The sequence below is a fragment of the Streptomyces sp. NPDC004721 genome (assembly GCF_053601495.1).
On record NZ_JBSGBZ010000016.1, the window covers coordinates 158,745 to 178,081 of the forward strand.

14 protein-coding genes and 6 pseudogenes are annotated in these 19,337 nt (G+C 68.4%); 15 read left to right on the plus strand and 5 right to left on the minus strand.

Features of this window, described 5'->3' with window-relative positions:
* Positions 1-340 precede the first annotated feature (340 nt).
* From ACWEK3_RS17450 to ACWEK3_RS17465, 4 genes and pseudogenes are all read left to right on the plus strand, one after another.
* Positions 341-703 (plus strand): annotated as a pseudogene (locus tag ACWEK3_RS17450) (DUF4158 domain-containing protein); the annotation flags it as partial.
* A gap of 1,223 nt (positions 704-1,926) precedes the next feature.
* Positions 1,927-2,040, plus strand: a pseudogene (locus tag ACWEK3_RS17455) (putative quinol monooxygenase); the annotation flags it as partial.
* A 106-nt stretch (positions 2,041-2,146) separates the two neighbouring features.
* Positions 2,147-3,113: pseudogene (locus ACWEK3_RS17460) on the plus strand (alpha/beta hydrolase).
* Between the two features lie 250 nt (positions 3,114-3,363).
* Positions 3,364-4,560, plus strand: coding sequence for an IS110 family transposase (locus ACWEK3_RS17465; RefSeq protein WP_453250026.1), 1,197 nt, complete (start codon positions 3,364-3,366; stop codon positions 4,558-4,560).
* A 72-nt stretch (positions 4,561-4,632) separates the two neighbouring features.
* On the opposite strand, the gene ACWEK3_RS17470 is transcribed toward ACWEK3_RS17465, so the two are convergent.
* Positions 4,633-5,322, minus strand: a complete 690-nt coding sequence (locus ACWEK3_RS17470; RefSeq protein WP_453250027.1) for a hypothetical protein — start codon at positions 5,320-5,322, stop codon at positions 4,633-4,635.
* 337 nt (positions 5,323-5,659) lie between these two features.
* On the opposite strand from ACWEK3_RS17470, the gene ACWEK3_RS17475 reads away from it, so the two are divergent.
* A complete protein-coding gene (locus ACWEK3_RS17475; protein ID WP_453250028.1) occupies positions 5,660-6,334 on the plus strand; it encodes a pyridoxamine 5'-phosphate oxidase family protein in 675 nt (224 codons plus the stop codon).
* Between the two features lie 287 nt (positions 6,335-6,621).
* Here ACWEK3_RS17475 and ACWEK3_RS17480 read toward each other — a convergent pair whose 3' ends face one another.
* Complete coding sequence (locus ACWEK3_RS17480; RefSeq protein WP_453250029.1) at positions 6,622-7,608, minus strand: D-cysteine desulfhydrase family protein; 987 nt, start codon at positions 7,606-7,608, stop codon at positions 6,622-6,624.
* A gap of 294 nt (positions 7,609-7,902) precedes the next feature.
* On the opposite strand from ACWEK3_RS17480, the pseudogene ACWEK3_RS17485 reads away from it, so the two are divergent.
* The 5 genes and pseudogenes from ACWEK3_RS17485 to ACWEK3_RS17505 all read left to right on the plus strand — a co-directional run.
* Positions 7,903-8,052 (plus strand): annotated as a pseudogene (locus tag ACWEK3_RS17485) (IS5/IS1182 family transposase); the annotation flags it as partial.
* Positions 8,053-8,281: 229 nt separating this feature from the next.
* Complete coding sequence (locus tag ACWEK3_RS17490) at positions 8,282-8,830, plus strand: DUF1062 domain-containing protein (RefSeq protein WP_453250030.1); 549 nt, start codon at positions 8,282-8,284, stop codon at positions 8,828-8,830.
* Between the two features lie 172 nt (positions 8,831-9,002).
* Positions 9,003-9,142 (plus strand): annotated as a pseudogene (locus ACWEK3_RS17495) (RNHCP domain-containing protein); the annotation flags it as partial.
* A gap of 25 nt (positions 9,143-9,167) precedes the next feature.
* Positions 9,168-9,491: pseudogene (locus ACWEK3_RS17500) on the plus strand (RNHCP domain-containing protein).
* Positions 9,492-9,620: 129 nt separating this feature from the next.
* A complete protein-coding gene (locus ACWEK3_RS17505; RefSeq protein ID WP_453250031.1) occupies positions 9,621-10,415 on the plus strand; it encodes a carbon-nitrogen hydrolase family protein in 795 nt (264 codons plus the stop codon).
* A 1,044-nt stretch (positions 10,416-11,459) separates the two neighbouring features.
* Here ACWEK3_RS17505 and ACWEK3_RS17510 read toward each other — a convergent pair.
* Complete coding sequence (locus ACWEK3_RS17510; RefSeq protein WP_453250032.1) at positions 11,460-12,002, minus strand: GNAT family N-acetyltransferase; 543 nt, start codon at positions 12,000-12,002, stop codon at positions 11,460-11,462.
* A gap of 568 nt (positions 12,003-12,570) precedes the next feature.
* On the opposite strand from ACWEK3_RS17510, the gene ACWEK3_RS17515 reads away from it, so the two are divergent.
* The 4 genes from ACWEK3_RS17515 to ACWEK3_RS17530 are packed head-to-tail and all read left to right on the plus strand — an operon-like array spanning position 12,571 to position 16,364.
* Complete coding sequence (locus ACWEK3_RS17515; RefSeq protein ID WP_450547455.1) at positions 12,571-13,176, plus strand: hypothetical protein; 606 nt, start codon at positions 12,571-12,573, stop codon at positions 13,174-13,176.
* Positions 13,173-13,784 carry a toxin gene (locus tag ACWEK3_RS17520; protein ID WP_453250033.1) on the plus strand — a complete coding sequence of 204 codons (612 nt, stop codon included), beginning with the start codon at positions 13,173-13,175 and terminating at the stop codon, positions 13,782-13,784. The genes ACWEK3_RS17515 and ACWEK3_RS17520 overlap by 4 nt, the downstream gene beginning before the upstream one ends.
* Complete coding sequence (locus ACWEK3_RS17525) at positions 13,784-14,971, plus strand: MAB_1171c family putative transporter (protein ID WP_453250034.1); 1,188 nt, start codon at positions 13,784-13,786, stop codon at positions 14,969-14,971. The genes ACWEK3_RS17520 and ACWEK3_RS17525 overlap by 1 nt, the downstream gene beginning before the upstream one ends.
* Positions 14,964-16,364 carry an NAD(P)/FAD-dependent oxidoreductase gene (locus tag ACWEK3_RS17530; RefSeq protein WP_453250035.1) on the plus strand — a complete coding sequence of 467 codons (1,401 nt, stop codon included), beginning with the start codon at positions 14,964-14,966 and terminating at the stop codon, positions 16,362-16,364. Before ACWEK3_RS17525 ends, ACWEK3_RS17530 begins: the two co-directional genes overlap by 8 nt.
* Before the next feature lie 672 nt (positions 16,365-17,036).
* On the opposite strand, the gene ACWEK3_RS17535 is transcribed toward ACWEK3_RS17530, so the two are convergent.
* Together ACWEK3_RS17535 and ACWEK3_RS17540 are read right to left on the minus strand one after the other, a co-directional pair.
* A complete protein-coding gene (locus ACWEK3_RS17535) occupies positions 17,037-17,171 on the minus strand; it encodes a cyanase (protein WP_453250039.1) in 135 nt (44 codons plus the stop codon).
* 42 nt (positions 17,172-17,213) lie between these two features.
* On the minus strand, positions 17,214-17,666 hold the full coding sequence (locus ACWEK3_RS17540) for an isochorismatase family protein (protein WP_453250036.1): 453 nt from the start codon (positions 17,664-17,666) through the stop codon (positions 17,214-17,216).
* A 211-nt stretch (positions 17,667-17,877) separates the two neighbouring features.
* On the opposite strand from ACWEK3_RS17540, the gene ACWEK3_RS17545 reads away from it, so the two are divergent.
* Positions 17,878-18,813 (plus strand): LysR family transcriptional regulator, encoded by a 936-nt coding sequence (locus ACWEK3_RS17545; protein WP_453250037.1) that lies wholly within the window; start codon positions 17,878-17,880, stop codon positions 18,811-18,813.
* Positions 18,814-19,337 lie beyond the last annotated feature (524 nt).

Here is a 19,337-nt window from a genome sequence, read left to right on the forward strand (position 1 = left end):
ACCACTCACGGTGACCACAAGCCCTCACCGGCTCCGGAATACGCGACTCCCGATTACGCGAGGTCGCCAGTTTCACACCCCGACTTAACGCCTACGAGCCAGCCGCCGCCCAGGCCCGGAGACCTCCACACTGCACTGTCTACGACGGCAGGCCGGACACCCGCGGTGCCCGGCCTGCCGCGTCCGGGCGCCGTCTATCAGGTCCGGCGTCCTCGCCGGGGCGGTTCCCGGATTTCCCCGCCCGGTGTACAGCGGCGCCTCTACCGTCCAGCCCGAATACTGATCACGGGGGTGACGGAAGGGGCTGTCAGTGGGGCGGGATCTGGGTCTGGACAGGGTGGTGGACCACTTCACCCTGTCTGGCGACGAGGCGGGCTGGTTACGGAACAAGACCGGGGCCACCAGGCTGGGCTTCGCCGTTCAGCTCAAGTATTTGACCTGGCGCGGCCGGTTTCCCAAAATGCGCCTGGAACTGCCGCCCGATGCGGTCGAGCAAGTCGCCAAGCAGGTGGGCGTCGCCGCGTCCGAGCTGGGGTTCTACGACTTCGCCTCCCGCGCCGCGAAGCGGCACCGCAGCGAACTGCGGGATCTGACCGGGTGGCACGAGTGCAGCCTGACCGACCAGGTCAAACTCATCTCGCACCTGGTGGATGTGATCTGGCACGACGAACGCCGCGAGGAACAGATACGGGCCGAACTGCTGCGGCAGATGCGCGTGGACCTGGTCGAGCCGCCGACCGCAGCCCAGGTCGACGCGATCATCCCCGACCCTGCGTCCGGCCCGGGCGCCCCCGCGGCAGAGCAGGCCGCGGACCAGGAAAGCGAGGACGACGCGGAAGAAGATGTCGAGACGGTGCTCTCGGACATCAAGTCCCATCCGGGCAACGTCAGCCTCAACTCGCTGCTGGACGAGATCAAGAAGCTCAAGCAGGTCCGCGCCGTAGGCATCCCGGCCAGCGTGTTGACCGGGATCGGCGTGCAGGTCGTGGGCGCCTGGAGGGCGAGAGCCTCGGCCGCCTCCCCGAGCCACCTGCGGCGCTTCGACGATCCTGTACGGCACGTCCTGCTCGCGGCCCTGCTGTTCCAGCGGCAGCGGGAGATCACCGACACCCTGGTTGAGCTGCTGAACTCCACGGTCCACCGCATCAACGCGAGGGCGGAGAAGAAGGTGACCGAGGCGTTCGTCGCCGAGTTCACCAAGGTCCGCGGCAAGTCCGGGCTTCTCGGAAAGATCGCCGCTGCCTCGCTCGGCGCCCCCGACGGCTCGGTCCGCTCCGTGGTCTACCCGGCGGCCGGCGGGGAGAAGACCCTCAAGGACCTGGTCGCCGAGATGAAGGCCACCAACGCCGCCTTCGCCCGCAGCAAACGGGAGGTGTTCAAGTCCTCCTACAGCAACCACTACCGCAGCGGCCTGATGAAGCTCCTCGAAGTGCTGGACTTCCGCTCCTCCAACGACCAGCACAAGCCCGTCATGGACGCGCTCAAACTGATCGAGCGGCACAAGGACTCCTCCACCACCTATCTGCCGCTCGGCGAGGCCATCCCGCTCCACGGCGTCGTACGCAAGGACTGGATGGAGCTCGCCATCTTCACCCCCGACAAGGGGCTCAAGCGCGTCATGCGCACCGTGTACGAGGCGTGCGTCTTCCAGGCCCTGCGCGACCGGCTGCGCTGCAAGGAGATCTGGGTCGTGGGCGCCGACAAGTGGCGCAACCCCGACGACGACCTGCCCGAGGCGCGAGGAGTACTACGAGAAGCTCAACAAGCCGCGCCACGCAAAGCTGTTCACCGCCCAGCTGCAGACCGAGATGCGCGCCGAGCTCGGCGCCCTGGATACCAAACTGCCGAAGCTGCCGTGGGCCACGATCAGCGCCAAGAACCGCAACGGCGCGATCAAGTACACCGAGCCCGAGCCGCAGAAAGAGCCGGCTCTTCGCCGGCGAGGCCGCCCAGGCCCTCGTGGCGCAGATCGACGGACTGCTGGCCAAGGAGTCCGAGTACACCGACTACGTCCCGGTCCGCGGCAAGGCCGCCTTCTGAAGCTCCCAGAAGGAATCCCGGCCTGCTGCCTCGGAATCCGCGCCGGTACGGCCCTCTCCTCGACCTTCCGTCCAACACGACCCCGCGAAGGGCAACGATCACGGCCATGGCACGACCCAGCCTGGACTCCGAACTGCGCGAGCTCCTGGCCGACATGCCCCTCATGTCCCAGCTCACCCCGGAGATCCTCGCGCAACTGCGTCAGCTCCCCCGCGACACCCATCGAGCCCCTCCTCGCACAACGGCGGGTCGACCGGCGCGAGATCACCGTGCCGGCCAAGGACGGTGCCCAGATCCGCTTGTCGGTCTTCAGCCCCGCACACACCGATGGCACCGCCGCCGTCGCACCCTGCATCTACTGGATCCACGGTGGCGGGATGGTCATGGGCGACCGCTTCTCGCAGCTCGACATTCCGCTGGAGTGGCTGGACGAGTTCGGCGCGGTCGTCGTCTCCGTGGACTATCGGCTCGCGCCGGAGGCCACCGGCACCACCCTCGTCGACGACTGCTACGAGGGACTGCTCTGGACCGCCGAACGCGCCGTCGAACTGGGCATCGACCCGGCCCGGATCATCGTCGCGGGCGCCAGCGCGGGCGGTGGCCTCGCCGCCGGCCTCACCCTCATGGCACGCGACCTCGACACCCCGTCCATCGCCGCGCAGGTGCTGATCTGCCCCATGCTCGACCACCGCAACACCAGCACCTCCAGCCGCCAGTACTCCGGCGTGCCCGGCGTCTGGACCGGCGAGATGAACGCGTTCGGATGGCACGCCGTGCTCGGCGATCTCACCGACAACGAGGTGCCCGCGTACATCTCGCCCACGCTGGCCGACGACCTCTCGGGCCTGCCGACCACGTACATCGACACCGGCTCCGCCGAAGTCTTCCGAGATGAGGACACCGACTACGCCACCCGTATCTGGGCGGCCGGCGGCCAGGCCGAACTCCACGTCTGGGCAGGTGGCTTCCATGGCTTCGACGCCCTCTACCCCCACGCACACATCTCGACCACAGCCCGCCGAACCCGCACCGACTGGCTCGCCAGGCTCCTGTCCCCGAACTGCGCCGCATAACGATGCCGACGCCTCAGGCGGCTCTACCTTCTTGATCGGGTTGATCGAGCCATTCGTAGGGTTGGGTCGCCCAGGGGTGCTGGGTGTGGCTATCAGGCGGCTGCCGTCTCGTGGCTCTGCTCGCTTCGCCGCCCGGCACCCCACGACGACTCGGCCGCCGATTAGGAAGTGCGAACAAGTCGCTGAGTAGAGCAATGCCGGCGAGGTCGTCCGTGGTACGAACAGAACGAACACGCACGTCAGGAGCACAATGAGCCGCATATGGGCGGGGATCGACAGCGGTAAGGGGCACCACCACGGCCTTGCCCTGGACGCTGACGGCAAGACGCTGCTGTCGCGGCGGGTCGCCAACGACGAGCCCGAGCTGCTGAAGCTGATCGGTGACGTGCTCGACCTGGCCGACGGCCGCGAGGTGACCTGGGCCATCGACATGACCGGCGGCGAGCCCGCGCTGCTGCTGGCCCTGCTGATCAGCCACGGCCAGGAAGTCCTCTACATGCCCGGCCGGCTGGTGAACCGCGCCTCCGACGGCTACCGCGGCGAGGGCAAGACCGACGCCCGCGACGCCTACGTCATCGCCGACCAGGCCAGGATGCGCCGCGACCTGCGGCCCATCCGTCCTGGCGACGAGGCCGCCATCGAGCTGAAGCTGCTCACCGGACGCCGTGCCGACCTGGTCGAGGACCGCACCCGCGCAGTGAACCGCCTGCGCGGCACCCTGCTGAGCATGTTCCCCGCCCTGGAGCGGACCTTGGAGGTCACCAACACCGGCCCGCTCAGACTCCTGACGGGCTACCAGACGCCGGCTGCAATCCGCCGGGCCGGGACCGCACGGCTGACGAAGTGGCTGACCAACCGCAAGGTCCGAGGCGCGAGAGCCCTGGCCGAGGCCGCGGTCGAGGCGGCCGAACGCCAGCACACCGCCGTCCCAGGGGAGAAGACCATCGCGAAGCTGGTCCACACCCTGGCCGAGGAGGTGATGGCCCTCAACGAGCAGGTTTCCGAGATGGACAAGCTCATCGAGGGCCGGTTTCGCGAGCACGAACTCGCCGACATCGTCCTGAGCGTCCCGGGCATCGGCGCGATCCTCGGCGCCGAGTTCCTCGCCGCCGTCGGCGGCAGCCTGGACGAGTTCGACTCCCCGGACGCCCTGGCGGCCTTCGCCGGCGTCGCACCAGCCCCCCGCGACTCCGGCAAGGTCAGCGGCAACCTCCACCGGCCGATCACCTACCACCGAAGGCTCCAGCGTGTCTTCTACACCTCCGCGCTGGTCAGCGTCCGATGCGACCCGAACTCGCGGAAGTTCTACGACCGCAAACGCGCCGAGGGGAAGAAACACGTCCAGGCCGTGCTCGCCCTGGCCCGCCGACGTGTCAACGTCTTGTGGGCACTCATCCGTGACCGACGGTGCTACCAAGTCGCACCTCCAGTGACCGAGGCTGCTTGACAAACAGCATTAGGAAGCGAGCAGACCAGGTCGCTGCGCGTCTACTGGCTTGGTGCGTTGTGGCTTGAGGGGTCAGGAGAGGCGCGTCAGGATGGCGTGGCAGTCGCGCTGCAACTCCTCGTCGCTGGCGATGCTTTGGAAGCGACCGCCGCGGCGGGACAGTGCGAGTTCCGCCCGGAGGCGGGGCAGGGTCGGTGCGGCGGCCGGTCCCATCCGGTTCAGGCAGGCCAGGACGTGGTTCGAGGTCGCGTCGTTCTCCTCCCAGGTGGTCAGCAGTGTCGGCACGACCACACCGGCCTCTGCCTCGTCTCCGATGTCCCACAGCGCCGCCGCTGCGAAGACGCGGGTCCACTTGTATCCGGCGTCCGGCATCTGCCGTAGGCGCGGCAGCACGGCCTTGGCCTCCGAGCCGATCCGGCCGAGGACATCGGCCGCCTCGTGATGCCGGTAGCTGTCGAGTAGGCCTTCCAGCAAGGGCACGACGGCCGGCGCCGTGACGGAGGCACGCGCGGCGGGCAGCCGCAGCGCCAGCTCGGCCATCGTCTGGACGACCAGCAGCAGCTCCGCGATCCTGTTCTCGACCGGCAACCGGCCCCGCAGTATCGCCACCGCTCTGTCGGCGTCGTCCACGAAGAGGCCGAGCCCCTCGATCCCCGCCCTCCGCACTTGCGGACCCGGGTCCGAGGCGTAGGAGACGAAGGCGTCGGCGCGCTCGCGCATCAGCGCGGCGCTGTCCGCGCCGGCCGTCGACTCGGTAGGCATGGCTCATCGATGAACATCGACGCTGTCCATGTCGTTGATCATGGGCGCACTATGCAGGAGGGCACTGGCACCGCGTCCGGTGCCGCCTCCAAAGACACCGCGGGTAGACCCGGGCGCGGCTACCCTGCGGGCCATCCATAGCGCTCGCCTGGGCCCAATTGAGTACGGAAACAGTGTTTGCGCTGATGGATCTCAGCGAGACTGTAGTGGACGCTCGTGGGAAGGGGATGGCTCCGCGAGGAGGCGTTTCTACGGATTTCGTTGTTCAGTGGCCGACTCTTCGATGAGATCAGAAGATGTCTGGACGGCATTGTGCGATATCGCTACCTTCGGCGGTATGGTAGCGAAACCTCTCCCGCCCCGACTCCCCGTCACCGACCGCACCCGGCATCGGCGCCTACGTGAACAGGCCAGCCTGGAGCGGGCCGATCTGGAGGCGGTTCTCGACGCCGGGTTCGTCTGTCACCTGGGGGTGGTGATCGAAGGGCGGCCACTTGTCCTACCCACCGTGTACGGGCGGGACGAGCAGTGGCTGTATCTGCACGGGTCCGTAGCCAGTCGCAGTCTGACCGGTGATCTCCCCGTCTGCGTCACCGTCACACACGTCGACGGGCTGGTGCTCGCTCGGTCCGTCTTCGAGCATGGTGTGAACTACCGCAGCGCCGTGATCCACGGCGACGCCCGCCAGGTCACCGACCCCGAGGAAAAACTGGCGGGACTGCGCCGGCTCACCGAGCACTCGGCTCCTGGCCAGTGGTCCTACGCCCGCCGCCCGAACCGCAAAGAACTCGCCGCCACCACCCTGCTCGCCCTCTCCCTGGAGGAAGCCTCCGTCAAGATCCGTACCGGCGCACCCGAGGACGGTGACGGGCCCGACGCGGGACTCGGGCTGTGGGCCGGGATCCTGCCCCTGACTGCTGTATGGGGCGAGCCCGTCCCCGATCCAGCACTGCCTACCGGCACCCCCATACCGGGGCACATCGCATGCCGGGAGGGAACCCGGCACGGCTGAGTGGGTAAGGTGACGCCTTTCGGGGACGGCGGGAGTCAGGGGCAGTGAGCCTCATCCGCTCTTTTCACTATGAAGTTGTGGCCAGCCGTTCGTGCGCTGGCACCTGCCGGGGTGGCCGAGCGCGCACTCCCGCCCCGGCCCACCGGCGAAGGCGGCCAGGCATCCAGCTCGGCGATCCGAGGGGCAACGACACCGCCTCAGGGGTGGTCCGGCACCACCCCGGCAGGTACCGACCGGCTGTGGCCGGTCTACCCGCGGCGCTCCGATATTGAGCACACCTTCCACGGTCACGAATCCCAGCCATGCCTGACGCGTTGCTCGGCGAAGGCGACTGCGTCCTGATGGCCGAAGAGCCCCGGCATGCCTCCCGTATGGACGAACACGGTCTTCTCACCGGGCTTGATGTCCCCGTCCTGCACGGCGGAGATGAGCCCCGCCATGGCGCGGCCGGTGTAGACGGGGTCGAGGATGAGCCCTTCGGTACGCGCTGCCAGCAACAGCGCAGAAGCCACTTGGTCGGTGAATACTCCGTAGCCCTTGCCGACTTGGTCGTGACGGATTCTGAGGTCTTCGGTGGTCGGGGCGGTTACCGAGATGGGGGCGGCGAATTCACACACCGCGGCCGCGACTTCGGCGCGGGCACCGGTGTCGACGCCGAGAACACGTTCCGCGCCGAGTCCTGCGACAAGGCCGGCCATCGTGCCTCCCGATCCCAGAGCCACCACGGCATGGCGCAGATCGGCGACTTGCGCCATGAGCTCTTCCGCACAGCGCAGGTAGCCGCGCGCGGCGAGCGGACTCGAGCCCCCGAAGGGAATGAGAGCGGGCCGCTCGCCTCGGCGCCGCAGTCGCTCGGTCACCGCCGTGGCTTCCTGGGCCAGACGGTCGGCGTCGGCGTCGCCGGCCCAGACGATACGCGCATCCAACAGACCGTCCAGTACCAGGTTGCCCGAGTGCGACGCTCCGGGGGAACCCGGGAAGACCAGCACGGCGTTCATGCCGAGGCGAGCGGCTGCCGCAGCCGTGAGTCGGGCGTGATTGCTCTGCGGAGCGCCGGTTGTCACCAGTGTGGTGGCCCCCTCGGCGAAAGCCGCTCCCACGGTCCATTCGAGTTTGCGGATCTTGTTTCCGCCGCCGCCGAGTCCGGTCAGGTCATCACGCTTGACCCACAGATCATTGGGCTGGAGGCCAACGGCGGCGGCTAGGCGGGGGAGTGGCTCGATAGGAGTGGGGAAGGTACCGAGGTCAACGTGACGAGGTGGCAGGGTGGTCACTCTTTGTCCTTAATGCTCACGGTGTGCTTCTGGCGTGCTGGACGGCGGATGCTCCACTGACAGACTGCCTTCTGCACGGCGATGTTGCTCGGGTGTCATGCTGCATGACGGTGGTTTGACGTCGTCTTTGGTCCGCTCCGGGAAGCTCGGCAGGATCAGGCAAGAGGTCGGGAGGATCCTGCTTTCCCGCCAGGGCATCGGATTGGTTGCCTTGAGGTGTCACATTCCGTGTGGGGACTACGGACTCCACGTGTGCAAGAGGCACATCATGAAGGTAGCCGTCGTCACCGGCGCCGGCCCGCCGGCTTCGACAAGACGATCTACGAGCGTAGGAGCGAGGTCGAGCGGATGATCAACAGGCTCAAGAACTTCCGGGCCCTGGCCACGAGGTGCGACAAGCGGGCCTACGTCGTCTACGGCCCCGTCACCGTCGCCGCGATCTGACTCTGGCTTCGTCCATGATCCGCCGGATGGAACCTGGCGGTGAGGCGCTCGAAAACCAGTGGAACAGCGCCGCTGTGCGCCATTACCGTGCTGCCGAACCAAGTCGTCTAGTCAAGGACGTGCCTTTGTACACCCTGTGAGACCTCCCGAGCGCTGATTGGTCGCGCGTCGCGCATGTGCGCCGCGCTGCTTCTTGCTGCGGACTTCTCACTGAAACCGGTGTACTTCTGTGCTCAATAACTGGGTGGTTGTGCCCACCTGCCTGCCGCTAGTTCGCCGCCGTTGCCACCCGTGCGCGTCCGAGCGCTTCCAGGCAAGCGGTAAATTTCGCGTCAACGCAAACCACAAGCTCATCGACGCCTGGCTCCTCGTGCTCTGCACCGTTTGCGGGGAAACTGCAAAGCTCACGGTCCTGGAGCGGATGAATGTGCGCTCCGTACGACCTGAGTTGCTGGACCGGCTGCATGACAACGACCTTGGCCTGACAGCTGAGCTGCTCCAGGATCCGGTCGTGCAGCGCCGTAATCGCATCGCCCTCGACTGGGACAACGCCTGGCGCCTCGACACCGGCGGATCGGATCACTTGGACTGCGAGGTGATCGACGTCTCGGTCCGCTTTGCGGCGCGGATCCCTGTCCGGCCGGTGCGACTGATCGCTGAAGGCTGCGGTCTTTCGCGGGCCGAGGTCGAAAGACTGATCACGGAGGGGAAACTCGTTTCGGCATTCCGGCTGAGCGGCAAGCTCTCCGGCGACTTCACCTTCACGCTCAAGCGCTGAGCCCTCCTGGGGACCACGGGCCTGTCCGGCATGACCCGCCGGACAGGCCCTGGATGGATCTTCGTGGCCAGCCCGCCACGGGACCAGCCGATCGCGTGTTTGCCTGGTTTTGCGGCCGGTGCCCCTTTTTACGGGCCCCGGCCGCGTGCCGGTGAGCCCACACGATCGTGGAGTCCACCACCGCTGTGTATGGCGCGACGAACTGACCTGGAACCCAACGTGCACGGACGACAACCAGCTCATCCTGATGCGGATGGCTGCACGGCCGCTGGTCCAACTGCTGTTCCCCTCGAAGTGTTCGGCACTCTCTGACCGACCCGGAAGGGGCGACGCACACATGCCACGACACACCAACTCGCACGGGTCCGGGCCGATTCGAGGCCTGCAACGACACAAGGACGTCCTGCACAGCTGGGGCGAACGGCTTCCGCTGTGCGGGCTGCCGCCTGGACGTCTCCTCGGACGCACCGGGCACCGCGCACCGCAACCGATGTCGGTTCGGCCGGACGGCGAATGGATGATCATCCACCAGTGCCAGCCTTGCGGCGAGCTCAGCGACAACCGCATCGCCGACGACGACAATGCATTGGCCCTGTTCCGCCTCGCGCTCAGGCCGCTGAAGAACGCCGGTATCGCACACCACGCGCTGCTCGCCCTGTGACCATGTCCAGGGAAGCCACGGGAAGGCCACACCAGCCCCCGGCTCCCTCACTGCCGGCTTCGGGGCGGCCCCTCGCCGAGACGACCGCACTGACCACCGCTCTGTACCAGCACCGCTAGGAGGCAGACCATGCTCACCACTGTCGGCCAGTTCAACGCCACGACCGACAAGGCCGCCAACCTCGAGGCCGTCGCAGCCCTGATCGGGCAGGCGGCCGCCCAGGGATCGCAGCTCGTCGTACTGCCCGAGAACGCCATGTACTCCAACCCCGACCCTGAGGCGGACATCGTCCAGCACACCGAGCGGATCGACGGTCCGTTCGCCACCGCGATCGGCACGCTGGCCAGGCGGCACAGCATCACCGTCGTGGCGGGCATGACCGAGACACCGGCAGCCCAGGGCGAACGGCCCAGCAACACCGTCCTCGCGGTGGACCAGAAGGGCGATCCGCTCGGGGTGTACCGCAAGGTCCACCTCTACGACGCCTTCGGATACCGCGAGTCGGACCACGTCCAGGCCCATACGCCCTCGCCCTTGCTCTTCACCCTGGAGGGGGTCACCTTCGGCGTCATGACCTGCTACGACCTCCGGTTCCCGGAGATGGCCCGGTTCCTGATCGACGCGGGTGTCACGGCCCTGGTCGTCCCCGCCGCCTGGGTGGTCGGCCCGGCCAAGGAGGACCACTGGACCACGCTGGTCCGCGCCCGGGCGATCGAGAACACCGCCTACGTCCTGGCCTGCGGTCAGACCGGCCCCAACTGCACGGGCCAGAGCCTCATCGTGGACCCGATGGGCCATGTGGCGGCATCGGCGGGCGAGACTCCCGGGGTTGCGTCCGCCGTTATTGACGCGGCGCGGGTGGAGGCTGTCCGCGCCAAAAACCCCAGCCTGGCGAACCGGAGGTTCCGGGTCGTCTTCGGCTGATGGGTCGGCCGGACCGAGGCCAGTCGGCAGCCCGCAGCCGAGTCACCCGGGCTTCGCTGCGGAGTGAGTGCCCCGCGCTGACAGGACGCAGGGCTCGGGCGGCCCCGCATTCCGCGCCCTGGGTAGGCGTTGCCCCGAGTCTGCACACGCGCGCGCCCTCAGCCAGCGGGAGGCTGGCTGTGCCGGTCGCGGGCAATCACGGCCGCCCTGATGTCGGGCCGCCTTGCCGACCGGGTCAACGCCTCTCGTACGGATCCGACGGCTCCTCGACCTGCCTGACCGTCTTCGCGGGCCGCACTGTAGGAGCCGAGCGCGGGCGGCGGCAAGAGCAACAGGGCGGTGGCGGGGAGAGTGAGGCGGGGTGTGGAGGTCGACCGTGATCACCGGACCGAGGATCAGTGCGACCGCGACGATCGTGCTGAGCGCGACACCGCCCAGGACGACCTGCACGAGCACCCGGACGGCGAGGCGGACGGTATCGAAGAACCCGTACCAGCTCTCGACGTACTCCTGATCGCTCACGCCACTTGCTTCACCGTCCGACACCGCGGACGCGCCGCATATCGGCGGCGGAGGCTATACGTCGGCCAGGCCCTACCCCGCTGGAGGCTGTGGGAGGGACGGCTGTGCCGTGCCAGACCGGAGCACGGGTGTTCGGGGCGCGCTAGCGCACTGGTTCTCTCCCATGACGGTCTGCCGGCTCGGTGTCCGTGCCGTGCCGGTCGGCGCCGTGGCTGCGGCCGCCGCCCGGTACGGGGCTTTCGGACGCCGACCGTGAGTATGCAGCACGCAGACTTGCCCAGTCCGGCAGACGAGCGAAGTCGTCTGCCGTCAGTCCGGTTCTCGGATCAACATGGTGGAGGAGGGCTGGACCACGGCGGTGACTCTGCACCCAGTCTCGATCTGCATAGGTGGCCTCGGCCTGGACGTATCGCTTGTCGGTCGGCGAACAGGACCCACGGCCAGCGCGGGACGACGCCGCCGTCCTGGCCTTCGGCCGTCCATGTCGGCTCCGTGGCCCGCCCTTGACCGTCGGGCGGCAGCCTAGCCCTTCGAGTCCGGCTTCCAGTCCTGGGCGAGGAGTCCGAGCAGTACCTCGTCCAGGAACTCGCCCATCACCCAGGCCGAGGAGCGCAGCACGCCCTCGCGGACGAAGCCGTTGCGCTCGGCGGAGCGCAGCATCGCGGTGTTGTCCGACAGCGTCTCGATCTGCAGCCGCTGCAGGCCGCGCACGACGAAACCGTAGTGGCACAGCGTCGCGACCACGTCGGTGCCGTAGCCCTTGCCGCGGGAGGACGGCAGCAGCCCCAGCCCGATGTGCGCGGACCGGTTGTGGTTGTCGATGCCCCACAGCGTCGCGGTGCCGACCAGCGTGCCGCCCTCCAGCTCCACCACGGAGAACGGCACGTGTCCCTGCTCCTTGTCGTCCACCACGAGCCGCGGATCCTTCGAGCCGGGTGTGATCGGCCGCCACGGCCCGCCTTCGGCCCGGGAGGCGTTGACCACGTCGTCGTAGAGCTCGGCCCGCAGGATCGGGATGTCGTCCTCGTGCCGGGCCCTGAGCCCGACCTTGCTGCCCTTTAGCATGCGATCTTCCTATCCGACCGGGCTGGCCGGCGGCAAACCAGTATGCGGCCGCCTCAGTTGGTGTGGTGGCGTCGCAGACGCGAGCGCGCCGACCCTCATCTCCCGCTCGGCAACTGGGGCGGGTCGAGCGGGACTCGCAATGGTGTCGCCTTGAAACCAGGCGGACACTTCATCACCGCAACACACGTCGGCGACGAAGACGCGGTGCGTACCGAGGCCTACAGAGGTGTACCCGTTGGCTGGGCGACACACAAATGGCGGCCGGAACAACTCGTGGACCTGATCGAGCAGGCTGGACTGCGCCCGGTCGCCGAACTCCGGCTCCCCGCAGCTCAGCAGAGCGGGCCGGGTCTGGTCGTCATGGCCAGGCAAACCGGCTGAGGATCAGGCGTCGGAAGCGGCACAGGTTCTCGTACGGACTGGAGCAACAGCCTGTTACGAGGCTCCCGCGTCAGCAGTCAACGATCCTTATCCACACCGAAACGATCGTTTGTACGACGGACGTCGCCCGCGTAGGCTGCACGCCACACCACAACTGATGAGAACCGGGAGAGCACCGGTGAAGCCCATGTCATCCCTCCCCGAGACGCTTCAGCGATTAGACGCGCTCATCGAAAATCAGCAGCTGAACCCTGCGGAACTCCTCGACCCGCTCCTGCTGGCAGAGGAGACGGCTCTGCCGGAAAGCACCGTCCGCACCCTCCTCGCCGGCGGAACACCACCCCGAGAGGAGGTCGGTGAACGGGTCTGCGCACGTGTGAGAACCCTCGCCGACGCCTACCTGGCCCGGACCGGAAGACGAAAGCCGGAACTGGTCGCCGCCGTGCACCGGCAGTGCGGCATCTCCGAGGTCTGGGCCCGACAGATCATCGACGGCAAGAAGGTTCCCTCCGTCGAACTCCTCCACGGCCTGGTGAAGTTCTTCGACCTCAAGGACGCGAAAGAAGCGTTCTTCACCGACGAGTCCCCCGACGCCCTCAACCGGGCACTGCTGCCGATCCTGGACAAGTACGAGAACCCCGAACAGGACCCCGTCCAGGCCCTGCTGAAGAAGTACGGCGTGGTCGCCACGGACATGCGCCACCACGGAAGCCTGACCGCCGAGCAGCTCGAGACGCTCCTTGCCGGCGTCATCAAGTCCGTCATGCCCCCACAGGAGGACAACGGCCGATGAGTACCCGCGCCATGAAGTCTCTGCTCACCGCCCTCGGCAGGGAAGCATCCACGGTCATCCAGCGGCCGGACGAACCGAGGGCCGTCATGAACGCGTTCTGCCAGGCCATGAGCGCACGTACCGGCCGGCCCATCCAACTGGCCTTCCGCTCGTTCCCCGCAGACCTGCCCGTCCCGGTCTCCGGCATGAGGATCGACTTCGGCGAGCGCTCCGTCATCGTGGTCGAGCAGAGCATGCACCCCGAGGCCCAGCTCGTCATCCTCGGGCACGAGCTGTGGCACGAGGAGAACGGTGACTGCGGCCACCACGTCGCCGGCATGAACGCGGCGGCCCGCGCCACCACCAGCGAGGCGCCCGAAGCCGTGCAGCGAGCGGTCGAGCAGATCCTCACCACGGAGGAAGTCCCACGGGATGCCCTTTTAACCGTCGCAGCCCGATCCGACTCGGTCGACAGTCACGAAGTGGACGCCGAGACCTTCGGCCTGCTCTTCGGCCGTGAGGTCCGCACATGGGTGACCGGCCGGTACGCGGAGAGCCCGGTCAGCGCGACCACCGTGGAGGGCCGCCTGAACCTGTCGCTGCTGAACCGGGGCGGACGCCTGCTCTGATGAGTCCTCACTTCCACGTCCCGTACCTCCTCCCCACCGTTCTGCTCGCCATCGCGCTCGCCTTCAAGGCGCCGACCTTCTTCCGGGCCTGGCGCGACCCCGACGTCAGGGCCACCACGCTGCTACTGACCTGGGCCACGGCCGTCCTCATCGTGATCACCCCGATCAACATTCACCGGCTCAACGTGCTGACCGGCGTCCCGAACATCGCAGCGCCGTGGGCGTACTCGTTCCTCACCGCGTGCAACGCGACCGGCCTGACCATGATCATTCGGTGGCGGGAAGCACCCTCCGAAGGCCGGCGGCGGCGGATGATCCGCATCTACTGGATCTACGCTGCCATCGGCGTCGGCCTCTGGGTGACGTTCCTTCTGGCCCACGCCCCCGAACCCCGCATCTACGACCTCGACACCTACTACGCCAGCACGCCATGGATGCGCGAGCACATCCTGCTGTACCTGATCGCGCACATGATGTCGTCCCTGGTGGCCACCTTCATGCTGTGGCGGTGGCTGCCCGAAGTCACCAACCGGTGGCTGAAGACCGGCGTGATCTTCCTACAGCTCGGGTTCGCCTCCGGGCTGGTCTTCGACGTCACCAAGCTGATCGCGGTGGGCGCCCGCTGGTTCGGCGTCGACCTCGACTTTCTCAGCACCAACGCCGCGCCCCCCTTCGCGCTGGGCGAGGCCATTCTGGTCGCTCTCGGATTCATCGCCCCGCAGGCAGGGCCTGTTCTGCAACGGTGGAGCCGAGACCAGCGTGACTACTGGCGGCTGCGGTCCCTGTGGCACGTGGTCCGCGTCGTCAAAACCGCCGCGGCCGCTGCCCGGCTCGGTTACTGGGCCCCGCTCGATCTGCGGCTGATGCAGCGCCAGCAGCGCATCCATGACGCGCTGCGCCTGCTCGCCCCCTATCTCGACCAGGGCCTCTACCGGCAGGCGTACGAGGTGGCCGCGGCCGCCCACGGCGCCGACGAGGCCCACGGGATCGCCGGGGCCGTCGCCATCCAGGCCGCGACCGACGCGTACCGCAACGAGACCCCCACCAGCAGCGGCCAATCCCAGCAGGCCGCAATCGACATCGCCGACCACATCGACGCCGTCTCCCGGGCCCTGTACCGCCCCCGCCTCATCGGCAGCATCCGCCAGCGGGTGACCAGCACAGAGAGCGTGACCGCACATGCCTGACACAGCCACTGGCAGACCTACCGCCATCGTCATCGGCGCCAGCGCCGCGGGTCTTTTCGCCGCCGCCGCACTCACCGAACATGCCGACGTCACCCTCCTCGAGCGGGACACCCTGCCCGACGGCCCCGAGCCCCGCCGCGGCGTTCCCCAAGCCCGGCATGCTCACCTGGTGTGGAGCGGCGGCGTACGCGCTTTCAACGACCTGGTGCCCGGCGTCGTGGACGGCGTCCTCGCCGAGGGCGGCCGCCTGGTCCACATCATGGGCGACATGGTCTCCCGCGCCCCCAACGAGGTGTGGTTCCGCCGTTTCACGTCGACGCACCACCGCAACCTCGTCAGCTCCCGCGATCTCCTCGACGCCGTGCTGCGCCGGCACGTCCTCGTCGACGAGCGGATAACCCTCCGTCAGGACACCACCGCCCTCGCCGTCGAGGGCGACGCCGACCGCGTCACCGGCGTCCGCGTCCGCACCGGCGACGACACGACCGTCCTCACCGCCGACCTCGTCATCGACGCCTCCGGCCGCGGGTCCCGCGCCCCCCAGTGGCTCGAGGACCTCGGCCTGCCCCGCGTCACCGAGCGGGAAGTCAACGCCGGAGTCGCCTACGCCACCCGCATCTACCGCGCACCGGGCACCACCGCCGACAGGGACTTCCCCCTCGTCAACGTCCAGGCCAACCCCGCACACGCCCCCGGCCAGGGCGGAATCATCCTCCCTGTGGAGGGGGGCCGTTGGATCGTCACGCTCGCCGGCACCCGCGGCGGTGAGCCCACCAGCGACCCCGATGCCTTCGTCGACTTCGCGCTCGGCCTGGGCGACCCCGTCATCGGGGAGCTGCTCAAGACGGCCGAGCCGCTCGGCGACGTCGCCACCACACGCAGCACCGCCAACCACCGCCGCTACTACGAGAAACTCACCCACTGGCCCGACGGGTTCACCGTCCTCGGCGACGCCATCGCCGGATACAACCCCGTCTACGGCCACGGCCTCACCGTCGCCGCGCAGGGCGCCCTCGCTGTCCGCGACGTCCTGCGCACCACCCCGGTCACGGCTCCTGGGCTCGCGCGCCGCCTCCAGCGCGTCGCGGCCCGGCCCGTCGCCGCCGCCTGGGACCTGGCCGTCGGCCAGGACGCGTTCTACCCCGGAGCCAGCGCCACCCCGCCCACCGCCGTGGAGCGCTACCTCGCCGCGTTCGTCGACCGGGCAGTGGCCACCGGCGCCCGCAACCCGCGAGCGCTCGGCGCCCTCCTGGACGTGATGAGCATGGAGAAACCGGCAACCCGCCTGTTCTCCCCGGACATGCTCGTCCCGATGCTGCTCGGACCGAAGCGGCCGTTCCTGTCCAAGCCGCCCCTCACCGACGACGAGCGGGGGGCGGCCGCCAACCCCTAACCAAGATCAGCTTCGCCCAATTGGGCAAGTCATCGGGCCCCGTATGAGTGACGTACGGGGCCCGACGCCGCCCGCTCGTCCGTCCGAAACACTCGGCACGAACGGGGAGGGACCGGTCGGCGGTCGTTTTGGCGGCCCACTGATGTTGCCTGCCGACACCCCGGACCCCTGTAACCCCCTGCTCACTGCGGGCCATGCTCTGGCCGAACTGCAGCGGCCCCACAGTCTTGAACGGGACCCATGTCCACTGCGGGCGGTCCAAGTCCGAGACGATCTCCTGCGCCCACCACATAGGTAAGTTCCTGTTACTCGAACGCACGTTTCAGAGGCATCGTCCCACGGCTACATTGCCCAACACACACGGCGAACGTCTGTCGTCGAGCTGATCGCGCTTCATCCCCGGTTCTTGAGGAACGTCCCTAACGTCTCTTACCGTCCTGCACCCGCCTGAGCAGCATGGATGGGCTCGACCTATAGATAAGCGCGGCACTGCTCTGCCAACCGGCTGTTCTCTCAATCGACGGCCAGGCGTCCCGAGAACGGAACTGCGGGCAAGTCCCGAGCGGCAAGTGAGGCGACATCCGTACACGCCGCCGATCCCGGTCTATATGGAGACCGGGTCGCTCCCAGTGGGCCTCCACGGGGAGCTGTTTCACCGGCGCATGACCGGCCTTAGTAAGGCTTGCAGGGCAGGAACTTGCCACTCATGGTGATGCCGGCTCGGTCGCCCGCCTCGTCTTCCTGGCGGACTACGTCCATGCGGAAGTCGATGGCGCTCATGATGCTGTCACGGGGTTCCTCGTGGATGAGTTCATGTCACGCGCCGCTGCCTTCCAGGGATAACTTGCGTCAGAACAAACGGAGTTGACTGACGGTCTGCTCGGTTGACCACACGGCGCTGGCCAGGAAGCGGAAGTTGATGAGGGCGGCCAGATACCCGTCACCTTCGGGCAGCCGGGGCCGGGCGGTGGCGTCACGGACGACGACGACCTCGAAGCCCTGCTCGACCAGCTCCCGGAGGTGCCCTTCGGTGCACAGGTTGGCCGTCATGCCGGCAAGGATCACCTGCGAGATGCCGCGCTTGCGCAGCTGGAGGACGACGTCATTCGACTCCGGCCCCACGATCTTGTGCGGGGAAGCGATGACGGTCTTCCCGTCCAGGATGTACTCCTTGTACTCCGGCAGGAAGTCGGGACGGAGTCGGTGAAGCCGTCGAGGGTGAGCGGACCGGTGCTGGCCGGCGTCCAGGGAGCTCGCCGAGCAGGATTGCGGGATCGCCGGTCGGATCTGGTCACTGGACATCCAGCGCCCATCAGTCCCGCCTGCCCCATAGTCGTGCACGATGGGATCGCCCCCGACTGCTGTAAGGACTCAATCGCGTCGGGTTTGCCGCCATACATCCGCACAACCGATCCGCGATCGGAAGCATCAAAGCGAGCACCACAACCAGGGATCGAACAACCGCCGGGCCGCCCGCCCACAACCAACGGTTGTGCCCGTAGAGTATGTCGGCATGGACCTCGACACCGTCCGGACCTTCGTCGCCGCCGCCGACGCGGGGCAGTTCCAGGAGGCCGCCGCCGAGCTGGCGGTCACCCAGCAGGCTGTCTCCAAGCGCATCGCCGCACTGGAGCGCAACCTCGGCGTGCGGCTGTTCACCCGCACCGCGCGCGGCGCCGAGCTCACCATCGACGGGCAGGCGTTCCTGCCCCACGCGCGCGAGCTGCTGCGCGTCGCCGAGCGCGCGGTCGGGTCCGTGCGCCCCGGCCGCCGTCCGCTGCGCGTCGACGTGATCGCCTCGCGTGGCGCGGCGTCGGGCCTGATGCGCGGCTTCCACCGCGCGCACCCCGAGACCGAGCTCGACGTGATGTGGCTGTTCGACATCGAGACGGCCATCGCCGCCATCCGGTCCGGTGAGATCGACGCGTCCTTCCGCGCCGTCGCCGCGCCCGGCCGGCCCCTTCCCGAGGACCTCGAGTCCGTCCGGGTGCTCGACGAGCCGCTTCAGCTCCTCACCGGCCCCGCCCACGCGCTGGCGGGCGCCCGGTCGGTGCCCCTAGCTCGGCTCGCCGGGCACCGGATCTGGATGCCCGGCGTGGTCCCCGGCACCGAGTGGGCCGCCTACTACGACGACCTCGTCGCCGAGTTCGGCCTCACCATCGAGGCGACCGGCCCCAACTTCGGCTCCGACGCGCTCCTCGACACCATCGCCGACACCCCGGCCCTGGCCACCTTCATGGGTGAGCACACCCGCCTCGTCTGGCCCTCCGGCCACGGCCTGCGCCGCATCCCGGTCACCGACCCGATGCCCGTCTACCCGCACTCGCTCCTGTGGCACCGCGACAACCCCCACCCGGCGCTGGCCACCCTGCGCGCCCACCTCGCCGCCACAGCGGTCGGCCACGACGCCGCCGGGACCTGGACGCCGGGCTGGGTGCTTCCACGCTGAACGCCGCCCGGTCATCGTGCCCCGGTCAGGTCTCTGTCGAAGTCGTGGTGGTTGGGTGAGCCGATGTTGTCGCTGGCGGTGGTCCATCTGTGGCCCTGTGGCCGCGTGGCTTGCCGCTGTGTCCTGGGGGCGTGTGCACCGGCGACGGGGGCGTCCCAGCGGGAATGTGCCTGGGGGCGGGCCGGTGAAGTGGAGGATGTCGCTGTGGGCGGCCTCGCAGCGCCTTCTGGCGGGTTTTGGTGTGGCGTGCAAGGTGTGTGGACCGTCGGGCATGGGGCGGGTGCGGTACCACGCGCCGGGTGTCCCGGGGGAGACCGGAACCCCGGCCCGATTACGGCGGGCCGGGGTTCTATGTGGTTCGCATGGTGCGGTTGGGTTTAGAAGTCGAAGTCTTCACCGTGGTGGCGCTTGACCACCCGGAAGCTGCCCACGACTCCGTCCTTGACGTGGACGCCCCTGGTGTGGTGCACCTTGACGCCGTTGGCTTCGCTGTGAGGGCCGACGGTGGCGACGGGGGCGCCGTT